Below are 11,629 nucleotides of genomic sequence, written 5' to 3'. Positions count from 1 at the left end.
ACATTTGAAGTGCAAATTGATCTGCCCCAAAATTGCATGCTTATCTGCGTTTTGGGGCTTTTCATTTTCCACATCCCATTGTGAAATCCTTCATAGATAAGCCTTTTGAGTTTTCAGGTTGACCCTAGATAAAAAAGAGATCATTGGAATTATTTTTTACAGCATCTCAAAAGACCTGATACTGTTGGCTCTATTTCGAAAGTCGAAAGTTAGATGAGTTATGATAAAATTATACGATTAACCGGGCAGGAAATTTATGCCCGGTTTGAAGTTGTCATTTTACTTTCCAAGTATTATTTGTTTCATCGGCATCCATAAAAATTCCCCCGTCCAACCGTACGGATTGAACTTGTTTTTTAGCTGAAATTTTGACTAATGCTGCTTCCGGGTGGTGCATCCACATATCCGGAGTTTCATGAAATGAATGGGCGGTTCCATCAGAATAAGATACTATGATATCCACAGGGGAAACAAAACCTCCTATATTTTTAATTGAAACAGCAATTTTTCCTGAAGACACCTTAACGCTTTGTATTGAAAGATCGAGGAAATTATTGCTAAAAAACCAATTGCTCCAGAACCAGTTTAAATTTTTACCGGAAATATTATTAAAAGTATAAAACATATCCCAGGGGGTTGGATGTTTGCCATGCCAGCGATCAATAAATTCAATGAGGCATTTTTTAAATACTGTGTCCCCCAGAAAGTCTTTGATAGCAAGATATCCCAATGCAGCTTTCCCATATTCGTTGATGGATAAGGGCATACCACTCAATACATTTCCTGGGGTAATAACCGGCAAATCTGTTTCTGCTAAGGTATTTTTAATCCAGGGGCCAATTCTAAATTTTTTAAAAAAATTAGCTGCGGCGCTTCCGCCTAAAATATCTACCGAAATGAGGTATTCAAAGGTAGTGGCCCATCCTTCATCCATAAAGCCATAACGGGTTTCATTGATACCTGTATAAAAAGGAAACCAGGTATGTGCAATTTCATGTTCAGCAACAAACCGGGCAAAAGTTAAATCTTCAAAGGAGTTATCGTTCACCAACATCGGATATTCCATATCGTAATATCCCTGGACAACTGTAATTTTCTGATACGGATATGGCATGCCGGGCCACTTATGGGAAAGCCAGTCAAGGGCTTGCCTTCCATATTCAACCATGTGATGAAAATCTTTTGCAGTATCATTATAGACGGCCTGGACACTTGCACGCCTGTGCGTGGCATCATCCACTATCACACTCGACGCATCCCATGCAAAATGATCGCTGATAACAACAGCCATATCCGAAACATAATCGGCTCTCCACTTCCAGGTATTCCTTACTTTTTGTGCGGTAACATTTTTTGAAATCAAATCATGAAGACTCGCAACATGAATAGTTGAATCAGACGTCATCGACTCTTTCAATCGTTTCACTTGAACAGGTCGAAGCACTTCCTCCGGATTCAGTAAATCACCCGTTGCCCATACACAATAATTTTCAGGCACTTCTATAGTTAACAAATAATCATTAAAATCGTTATAGAATTCCTGTGCTTCCGTAAAATTTGTATTGTCCCACCCGTTATAATCGTCAAAGACAGCTAGACGGGGGTAAAAATAAGCGAGGAAAAAGGTTGTCGAATCTATCAGGCCTTCCCGATTTCCTTTGGGTGTGATATCGTAATGCCAGTCCATTGACAGTTTCACTGAATCATGCGGTAATAGTGGTAAATCGAAATTGACCTCCTGAAAAGTACCATTCCCAACTTCCCATTTTTTTACAACATTGTTTTCTATATACCTGTCAATATTTATTCCGGATGAAAGATAAGCTGAATCGGCAGGAAATTGTCTTATAGCTCCGGCAAGGTGACAGTTCAGGATTAATTTAAATACCAGACTACTAAGTGTGTCAGGGCTGTTATTAATATAGACTATATCTTCTGTGCCGTTTATCACCCGGTCAGGTGGATTAATGGTCAGCCGGATATTGTATCTCGCAAAATTTTGCCAATAATTTTTACCCGGTTTGCCATCAGGCGAACGAGTTCCTTTTTGAATTGCTTCTTTAATATTTCTCGGCATGTAAAGTATTTGAGCCTCGGTCAATGACCAATTAATTATAAGGACATATAGTAAAAAAGATTTTTTCATATTTTTTTTGATTTAACTTTTAATTGAATAGAAGATAATCTTAATTTACAGGAGGGCTGTAGCAATTGTTTATACATTATTGTACTTTGTCAAGTCGTGCTGCAGATAAAAATAGTTCAGAAAATACATAATGATTTGTATAGATAATAAATCCATCGCCGGAAATAATTTTATATTGTTGTGCTATGCCATTATGCTCCATTGTTCTCACCAACTATAATGGATTAAAAAATGGAAATTTACCACGGTTTCTAAATCGCATTTGGGAGGCTTGCAAAAGCAACAAGCTTTGTGATGAATTGATTTTGGTTGATGATGGTAGCAGTGATGAAAGCTGTGATTTTATTCGCTCAGGTTTTCCAGATATTAAATTGATTTCTTTAATAACCAACCGGGGTTTTGCCATCGCTGCCAATGCCGGTTTTGCAGCCTGCCGAAATCCCTATGCCGCACTGATAAGTAATGACATGGTACCTGCATCTGACTGGCTGAATTTTTTAATGCCGCAGTTTAGTGATCCTGAGATATTTGCGGTAAGTGCCAGGCTGATATATGAAAACGGAAATCCTCAAAGTTATCGCCGCGCGGTAAAGATGAAGTGGGGAAGGTTGAAACGCTATCATACTTCTTCCCAACCGACGGATGAGGACGCGAAAGGGAAACAGTTCCATCACTTTGGAGATGCCTGGTCCTTATTAGATGTAAATAAGTTCCATAAAATGGGTGGTTTCGACCCGTTGTTTCTTCCCTTTTTTTCAGAAGATGAAGATTTGTTTTACCGGGCCTGGAAGAATGGATGGAAAGTATGTTATGAACCCCGTTCTAAAGTGATTCATTGCCATGAATTCAGTACTATATACCGTGCTACTTCTGATAAGGGAAGGGAACAAATTTATCGCGGCCACCAGTTTTTATACACCTGGAAAAACCTTGATGATCCCATATTTCGCGCCCAGCATTTTATTTCTATAGCGATTAGGTTTTTGATTTCCTGGTGTTACGACACTAATTTTTATCACGCACTCAAATACGCATGGTCTAAAAAACAGTTAATGCAGAACAGTCGTTTAAACCGGCCAAACAATATATTTTCAGATAAGGTTATAATGAGGAAGATGCTAACCGTTATTAACCTGCATTAAGTGTAACGATTGGAATTATCGGCTGTATTTATTTTTGTTTGTCTACTGCTTATATTCGACGCAGAAAATTATATGAATGAATAACATTATCACCATTGCATCTTGGAGGGAACTGATGGAAATTTTTGAAGCGGATACTTCCTTTCAAAATGATATTAAAAGGAACCGGAGCAACCTTGCTTACAGGGGCACCGCAGATGCACGATGGAAGAATGAAACAAGTTTGCAAAGAACCAATCTGCCCAAAATAGATATTGTAGAAAGGCATCTTTTAAGAAGCCTGAAAAAATATGCCCCTCAAAGTTCCGTGTCTTATGAGAGCATGTGGAACTGGTTAACATTAGGCCAGCACCACGGCTTGCCCACCCGCCTCCTCGACTGGAGCTTTTCCATGCTGTCTGCGCTTCATTTTGCTTTGGAGGATCATACCATCTTTGAAAAAGCTGATGCTGCAATATGGAGTGTGAATTTGGTAGAATTAAAAAAAACCCTTCCCGCAGCTATCAGGAAAAAGTTTGATGCTGATGGAGCCTTCACCTTTACGTTGAAGACTCTTGATAGCTTTTGGGACACTTTGGAGAAACTTACAAACTATGAAGGAGAAGATATATTAATATTTTTTGAGCCTCCTTCTATAAATGAACGCATTGTCCATCAATTCGCATTGTTGTCAACCACTAGAAATCCCCGTACAATCACCGGTGAGTGGCTTGAAAAGCATCCTGAGCTATATCGTAAAATTATTATTCCGAGAGACTTAAAGTGGGAGTTCAGAGATAGACTTGATCAGATGAATATTACAGAACGGATTATCTATCCTGGCCTCGACGGGCTTTCAAAATGGTTAAGGCGTCTGTATTATTACCGCAAGTAGGAAATACATAAACCACTTTCAATAAAGCAGGGCAAGCACTTTATTTTTTCTCCCTATTGTAGTTGCTTTTAGAAAGATCTATATTATTTACTTTCATATTTCCAGTTTCTCCCGCGTCCTTCTGCTATCCATTCCATTGCTGTTTCTATCCTTTTAATCCGTGTTGGTTCTGTCTTTGCCTCTTCAATCCATTGAACATATTCTTTTTTATGGCTATAGGGAAAGTTTTCAAAAACCTGATATGCTTTCTTATTTTTTTTCAGGAAAGCAATAAAGTAATCCGGAACAACTAATTCCTTTTTCTCTGCCGGCCTAGATCGTGAGGGTAGCTTAATACCCTGCTTATTCAATTTCATTGCTTCTTTAACCATACTGGTAAGAACCTTATCCAGCGGCATTTCCTTTAGTGATTTTATTTTACCGAAGCTTCCCATGCCGTCCTTATCCTGATCACCGTGTTGTGAAGGAGCCGAGTTTAACAATGAATACTTCCAGAAACCGAGTGAGCAATGTTCTTTAAAAGCTGCCATGCTGCACATCATTTCACCAAGGTAATCGAAGTGAGGAAAGCTCCATTTAATTTTTTCCTCCACTTCAGGGCATGCCTGATGTACCAGGTTTCTGAAATGGATTAATATGGGTTTCGCGAAATCTTTAGATCTTAGTATGTAAGCTTCAATTTCGTGGACTTTAATGCTCATGGCTAAAAATTTGAGCTATAAAGTTATTTTTTTAGTATTTATTTCCAAGTACCGGAGATGCTAAACGTGGTTAAAGTTGCAGCTAATTTCAGATACCCGATACTATCATAATTGTTCTCAATCATAGTATCTGTTAAGAAGCCTTAGAAAATCTCTTCTTAACCTTTCCCGCTTTCTTTCATCATTGTGATTCCATTTTATTTCGATGTAAAAGCAATGATAATATTTAGTTTTTACGGTTGGGGTATGGCTCCATTCTATTTCGAAGGTGTCATTCACAATATTATAACTATACATGGTCTCTTTCTCATGCAATTAAGAAAAGATTTTTATAGCGATAAAATACAAAGGGATCTCTGAAAAACATCTAAGTATTAATTTAATCCATTGTGCGGATCAATCAAACTACGGCTCACGATTCAGGTTATGCCGTACTGTAATTATAATAATGAAAAAAATAAAATAAATAATTCTGGTAGAAAAGATATGAACAGCGGAAGAGCACAAGTCCGTAAGTGTGAATATTTTTACATATTCATGAGAATCCCAACTCCAGCCTTGCTTCATCGCTCATCATGCTTGATTCATATGGAGGATCCCAAACAACTTCAACACTTACGTCTTTAGCTCCGGATATGCTTTTTAGCTTTTGTTCTACATCTGCGGGAAGGGATTGTGCAGCCGGGCAAGCTGGTGAGGTTAAAGTCATGCGAACATAAATATTATTCATTACCACGTTTAACTCATAGATGAGTCCAAGTTCCCAAATATCGACAGGTATTTCCGGGTCATAGCAAGTCTTTATTGCCTGCACCACTTCATCACGAGTAATCTCTTTAAATTCAGTGGGTTTTTCAGAAACTATTTCAGGCACATTGTTCATGTTTGATGGTTCGTGGTTTTAAAAGCGAGGGCGTATATTTTTATTTTCCTTAACATGCTCACTAAACCGTTTGCGCGTCCAGGGCTAAGGTGTTCTTTAAGATTGATGCGGTCAATAAAAGCAAGCTTTGCATTAATAATTTCATCAGGCGTGCGATCATTTAATACCCGCAATAGCAAAGCGATCATTCCTTTTGTAATAATTGCATCACTATCTGCTGTATAATGCATTCTTTCATTTCCGTGATCCGCATGCAGCCATACAAGGCTCTGACACCCTTTTACCAGGTGATCCTCGTCTTTATAAATGGTATCGATTAACGGCAATGATTTGCCTTCGTTGATCAAATGCTCATACCGGTCAGACCAGTCATCAAATAGTTCGAACTCATCAATTATTTCCTGCTCCACCTCGATCATTTCTCTTACGGCTTCCATCAACTAAACATTTTGATCACTTTGTATAATCCTTTAACTAACACGTCAATCTCTTCAATGATGTTGTAAACAGCAAAAGAGGCGCGTACGGTTCCGGGGATATTATAGCATTTCATAAGTGGTTGATTGCAATGGTGCCCTGTGCGAACTGCAATTCCCAGTTTATCAAGAATCACCCCAGTATCATATGGATGTATATTATGAAGAATAAAGGAAACAGCTGAGGCATGATGTCGGGATTTACCAATAAACTTTATTCCGGGAATAGCACTGAGAGCATTCATTGAATACTGAATCAGCTCCTGCTCATGGTGTTCTATGTTTTGTATTCCGATCTTTTGTATCCATTCTATCGCTTTCCCTATTGCAATACCGCCTTCAATATTAGGGGTTCCCGCTTCAAATTTTAAAGGCAAATCGGCATAAATGGTCTTCTGAAGAGTTACTTCTTTAATCATTCCGCCTCCTCCGTGGTAGGGAGGAAATTCAGTCAGCCATTTATCTTTTCCATATAAAATGCCAACACCTGTTGGTCCATACATCTTGTGACCACTAAAGCAATAGAAATCGCAGTCCAGGTCCTGAACATCTACTGCCATATGCGATATAGCCTGGGCACCATCAATTAAAACAGCTGTACCAAACTGATGTGCATGCTCAATATATTTTTTAACAGGATTAATTGTTCCAAGCGTATTCGAAACATGTGATATAGCCAACAGTTTCGTTTTCTTATTAACGAGAGAGGTAAACTCGTCAAAAATCAAATCACCATTCGCATCTACAGGAATTATTTTAAGAACTGCCTGATGTTCCTCACACATCATTTGCCAGGGAACCATATTGCTATGGTGTTCCATTTCTGTTATGATAACCTCATCACCGGGCTGAATAAATCTTTTCCCAAAGCAATTTGAAACCAAATTAATGGACTCTGTGGTGCCCCGGGTAAAAATTATTTCATGATGTTGCTCCGCATTAATAAATGCAGCAATTGTTTGCCTGGATTGCTCATATGCATCAGTTGCTTGCTGACTAAGCGTATGAACGCCGCGATGGATATTTGCATTTAATTCACTATAATAATTAGTGATTGCATCTATAACGCTTTGTGGCTTTTGTGAAGTAGCCGCATTATCCAGATAGATTAAAGGTACTCCGTTTACCTGCCGTTTAAGGATCGGAAACTGACTGCGAATAGAATCAATATCAAGGGCAGATTCTGTATGTTGTAAGACTTGACTCATGACAGGCAAAGATACAGTGGATTACAGGAAAATGATTTATATGTAACAAAGCCATACACTGAAAAGTTTAAATATAGCTTTGATTATACAATGCTACAATATCGATAGCAGATATGGCACCCAGTGCCTGTGCTTAATTTATTGAGAATATTTCTTAATGGATATATGAATTCAGAACAACCCTATCATGGTTGGGAAAGCTTCTCTTCAATCCATCTTTCTAATTGTTGGTGAAGAGGTTCATGTAATATTTGAGATAACATGTCAGCTGCGAATGCGACCGTAAGCATTTTTTTTGCTTCATTTTTTCCGATTCCTCTTGCCTGTAAATAGAATAATGCATCCTGGTCCAATTGCCCGGTAGTTGCTCCATGTGTGCATTTCACATCGTCGGCAAAAATTTCCAGCTGGGGTTTCGCATTTACGTGCGCTTCATCTGAAAGCAGGAGATTTTTATTATTCTGGTAGGCATTTGTTTTTTGAGCATCTTTTCTCACTAAAATCTTCCCGTTAAAAACACCTTTCCCGTTTCCTGAAATGATGCCTTTGTAAAACTCTTTACTGAAAGAACTTGGAGTTGCATGGTCAACCAGAGTATGATTATCAAACAATTCATTGCCGGAAGGGAGGTATAATCCGTAAAGATGACTTTCTCCATTTGTTCCATCAAATTGAACGTTGAGATTATTACGAACCAATTGTCCGCTCAAGGTAACTGTGGTAAAATTGCAATAGCTATCCTTATCTAACGAAACCTGGCGATTGTCAATTATAGATGCTTCAGTGCTTCCGGATCCAAAAGAAAAACTTCTTTGTTGTGATTCTTCGTTTTGTAAGTTATGGCGTCCAGCAGCAAGATGCTGAACCAAATAGTAATCTACCCGTGCATTGGCACTTACCTTTATCTCGGCTCCGATATTCGAAAGAGAGAAATGGGTTGAAAGAGCAATGTGCGTTTCAGTGATACTGGCTTTTGCACCTTCTTCCAGCACTACTAAAATTCTGCTGCAACAAAAATTGCCCTCTTCATGGTTATCGTGTGCGTATATAATATGAAGAGGCTTATCAAGAGTAATATTATCCTTTATGTGAAGAACAATTCCATCTTTACTTAATGCGGTATTAATCGCACTGAATGTTTCATTTTCAAAGGACAGATATTTCCCATAATGCTTTTCTATTACTAAGGGTATTTTTTTCTGTGCATCGCTTATGCTCATTAATTCAACTCCTGCATTATCCGGAGTGGAAAAGAAAACCGGCCTGGAGTTAACCACGATCACTTTGTAAGCATCTGATGGCTCTAAAGAAGCAATAAATGCCTCTGTTTCAGAAGATAGAACACGGGAATCAAAAGAAAGTCTTGATATTTTTTTTAATGACGATTCAATAGGAGTGAAGCGCCATTCTTCATTTTTGGGTGAAGGAAAACCTGACTGACGGAACTTCTCCATCGCCGGCTGGCGTAAGCGGTTTACTATGGAATTCCTGTTACCGTTCATTCCCGCTTCAAGGAAATGCATTCCTGCGAGCAATTTTTCATTTAAGCCTGGTATTTCCAGCTCTTTCTTTCTCATGACTTAACACTTTCGGCAGCTTCTTCTTTTATCCAATCGTATCCTTTTTCCTCGAGCTCAAGAGCAAGTTCCTTAGTCCCTGACTTTACAATACGTCCACCTTCCAGCACATGTACAAAATCAGGAACAATGTAATCCAGCAGCCGCTGGTAATGGGTTATTACAATAAATGCATTGTCACTGCGGTGAAGATGGTTCACTCCCGCTGCAACAATACGCAGTGCATCTATATCAAGTCCACTGTCAGTTTCATCCAGTATGGCCAGCCGTGGATTCAGCATCGCCATTTGAAAAATCTCATTGCGTTTTTTTTCACCTCCGCTAAAGCCTTCATTTACCGAGCGTGAAGTAAGCTTCAGGTCCATTTCCAGCAGCTTCATCTTTTCGCGCATCATTGTAAGAAATTCTTTCGCCTGCATGGGTTCCAGGCCCTTTGATTTACGGGTCTCGTTTACGGCCGTTTTCAGAAAATTTGCATTGCTTACTCCCGGAATTTCTACCGGGTACTGGAAGGCAAGGAAGATGCCCTGCCGTGCACGGTCCTCTACATTCAGTTCAAGTAAATTCACTCCATCAAATAATACTTCACCCTCTGTAACTTCATAATCATCCCTTCCCGATAAAACGGAAGCCAGTGTACTTTTCCCGGAACCGTTAGGTCCCATAATGGCATGTACCTCGCCTTCATTTACTGTGAGGGTTACCCCCCTCAGGATTTCGATTCCATTTACAGAGGCTCTTAAATTTTTTATTTCAAGCATTTGGTTCATTCATTATACTTTAAAAAGTTGTTACCTGGTAGCTGGCATCCAATTTCAGATAAGCATTAAACAAGCTCCTCAAAACTGTTTAATGCTAAAGGGAGACACTTTTAAATGCCGGGCAGTCCACCTTAACAGATTATCCTACACTTCCTTCCAAAGAAACAGCAAGTAGCTTCTGGGCTTCCACGGCAAACTCCATAGGTAACTGGTTAAAGACTTCTTTGCAATATCCGTTTACAATAAGGTTAATGGCTTCTTCTGTTCCAATACCACGCTGATTGCAGTAAAACAGAATATCCTCACCAATCTTTGATGTGGTTGCTTCATGCTCCACGATGGCAGTAGGATTATTTACCTCAAAATATGGAAAGGTATGTGCTCCGCAGTGATCAGACATTAACAGGGAATCGCACTGTGAAAAATTGCGCGAATTTGTTGCTTTCTTATTGATTTTCACCAATCCACGGTATGAATTATTACCACTTCCTGAAGAAATTCCTTTACTAACAATACGACTTCGGGTGTTTTTGCCAATGTGAATCATCTTAGTTCCTGTATCCGCCTGCTGGTGATTATTCGTAACTGCTACAGAATAAAATTCTCCAATGGAGTTATCTCCCTTTAGGATAACGCCGGGATACTTCCAGGTGATCGAAGAACCGGTTTCCACCTGAGTCCAGCTGATCTTACTATTTATTCCGGAGCAAATACCGCGCTTTGTAACAAAATTGTAAATACCACCTTTTCCCTCCTTATCACCCGGATACCAATTCTGAACGGTGCTGTATTTAATTTCGGCATTGTCAAGCGCAATAAGTTCCACCACTGCAGCATGGAGCTGGTTTGTATCTCTCATAGGTGCGGTGCAACCTTCCAGGTAACTGACATAGCTCCCTTCATCGGCTATAACCAGGGTACGCTCAAACTGACCGGTATTCGCTGCATTCATCCTGAAATAGGTGCTTAATTCCATTGGGCAACGAACACCCTTTGGTATGTATACAAAAGATCCGTCGCTAAAAACTGCAGAATTCAGGGAAGCAAAAAAATTATCAGTTAAAGGAACTACCGTTCCCATATACTTTTGCACCAGTTCCGGGTGTTCCCGAACAGCCTCACTCATAGAACAAAAAATAATTCCCAGTTCACTCAGCTTTTTCTTAAAGGTAGTGGCAACACTTACGCTATCCAGCACCGCATCAACAGCAACGCCGGCCAGCCTCATTTGCTCAACCAATGAAATACCGAGCTTGTCGAAGGTCTTTCGAATCTCAGGGTCTACTTCATCCATAGAACCTAGTTGTGGCTTTACTTTGGGAGCAGCGTAATAATGATATTGCTGGTAATCAATTTCCGGATAGTAAATATTAGCCCATTGCGGCTCCTCCATAGTCAGCCAATAGCGATACGCTTTCAGCCTCCATTCAAGCAACCATCCGGGCTCCTGCTTTTTGGCAGATATAAACCGAACTGTCTCTTCATTTAAACCTTTTGGAGCAATATCCTGCTCGATATCGGATATGAATCCGTATTTATATTCCGAGGTAGTGAACTGATCCAGAATGTTTTCATTACTTGCCATATCGCTCTTTTAATCAATGCAAATTTAGACTTATTCTAAATAACAATTTGAGCTAAAACGTTCCCTGAGTGAAGATCAATTGCCTGATAGTCTTACAGATTCTTATAGACTTCTATAAATTATTCTGCCGGAGGAAATTAATTAGAATACAAATTTTACACCCCTGGTCAATGTATAAAGATAATTTATAAAGCGCTGCCTTTCAATTATCTAAAAAAGTGAATTTTAACCTTCGGGGCGGATAAATAAGACTACGGGACCAATAACGACATATTG

At 39.3% G+C, this 11,629-nt stretch carries 10 protein-coding genes; 2 read left to right on the top strand and 8 right to left on the bottom strand.

What is annotated here, in order from left to right; translation table 11 throughout:
* Positions 1-274 precede the first annotated feature (274 nt).
* Positions 275-2,146 (bottom strand): M1 family metallopeptidase, encoded by a 1,872-nt coding sequence (locus H0W62_14520; GenBank protein ID MBA3649733.1) that lies wholly within the window; start codon positions 2,144-2,146, stop codon positions 275-277.
* A 185-nt stretch (positions 2,147-2,331) separates the two neighbouring features.
* Between H0W62_14520 and H0W62_14515 the strand changes: the two genes are divergently transcribed.
* Positions 2,332-3,288 carry a glycosyltransferase gene (locus H0W62_14515; protein ID MBA3649732.1) on the top strand — a complete coding sequence of 319 codons (957 nt, stop codon included), beginning with the start codon at positions 2,332-2,334 and terminating at the stop codon, positions 3,286-3,288.
* A gap of 76 nt (positions 3,289-3,364) precedes the next feature.
* Complete coding sequence (locus tag H0W62_14510; protein MBA3649731.1) at positions 3,365-4,162, top strand: FRG domain-containing protein; 798 nt, start codon at positions 3,365-3,367, stop codon at positions 4,160-4,162.
* Between the two features lie 83 nt (positions 4,163-4,245).
* Here the strand turns inward: H0W62_14510 and H0W62_14505 are convergent, their stop codons facing one another.
* From H0W62_14505 to sufB, 7 genes are all read right to left on the bottom strand, one after another.
* The gene (locus H0W62_14505; GenBank protein MBA3649730.1) at positions 4,246-4,863 is read right to left on the bottom strand and encodes a YdeI/OmpD-associated family protein; all 618 of its coding nucleotides are present in this window, start codon (positions 4,861-4,863) and stop codon (positions 4,246-4,248) included.
* A 535-nt stretch (positions 4,864-5,398) separates the two neighbouring features.
* Entirely contained in the window at positions 5,399-5,746 is a 348-nt protein-coding gene (locus H0W62_14500) for a DUF59 domain-containing protein (GenBank protein ID MBA3649729.1), read from the bottom strand.
* The gene (locus H0W62_14495; GenBank protein ID MBA3649728.1) at positions 5,743-6,183 is read right to left on the bottom strand and encodes a SufE family protein; all 441 of its coding nucleotides are present in this window, start codon (positions 6,181-6,183) and stop codon (positions 5,743-5,745) included. The genes H0W62_14500 and H0W62_14495 overlap by 4 nt, the downstream gene beginning before the upstream one ends.
* Entirely contained in the window at positions 6,183-7,430 is a 1,248-nt protein-coding gene (locus H0W62_14490; GenBank protein MBA3649727.1) for a cysteine desulfurase, read from the bottom strand. The genes H0W62_14495 and H0W62_14490 overlap by 1 nt, the downstream gene beginning before the upstream one ends.
* A gap of 185 nt (positions 7,431-7,615) precedes the next feature.
* Complete coding sequence (locus H0W62_14485) at positions 7,616-9,007, bottom strand: SufD family Fe-S cluster assembly protein (GenBank protein ID MBA3649726.1); 1,392 nt, start codon at positions 9,005-9,007, stop codon at positions 7,616-7,618.
* Positions 9,004-9,768 carry a Fe-S cluster assembly ATPase SufC gene (gene sufC, locus H0W62_14480; protein MBA3649725.1) on the bottom strand — a complete coding sequence of 255 codons (765 nt, stop codon included), beginning with the start codon at positions 9,766-9,768 and terminating at the stop codon, positions 9,004-9,006. The genes H0W62_14485 and sufC overlap by 4 nt, the downstream gene beginning before the upstream one ends.
* Positions 9,769-9,907: 139 nt before the next feature.
* Positions 9,908-11,353 (bottom strand): Fe-S cluster assembly protein SufB, encoded by a 1,446-nt coding sequence (sufB, locus tag H0W62_14475; GenBank protein ID MBA3649724.1) that lies wholly within the window; start codon positions 11,351-11,353, stop codon positions 9,908-9,910.
* Positions 11,354-11,629: the final 276 nt, after the last annotated feature.

This window comes from Chitinophagales bacterium (assembly GCA_013816805.1).
GTDB lineage: Bacteria > Bacteroidota > Bacteroidia > Chitinophagales > UBA10324 > MGR-bin340.
The sequence above is the reverse complement of the archived record's forward strand: the minus strand, read 5'-3'. Positions and strand labels throughout refer to the sequence as shown.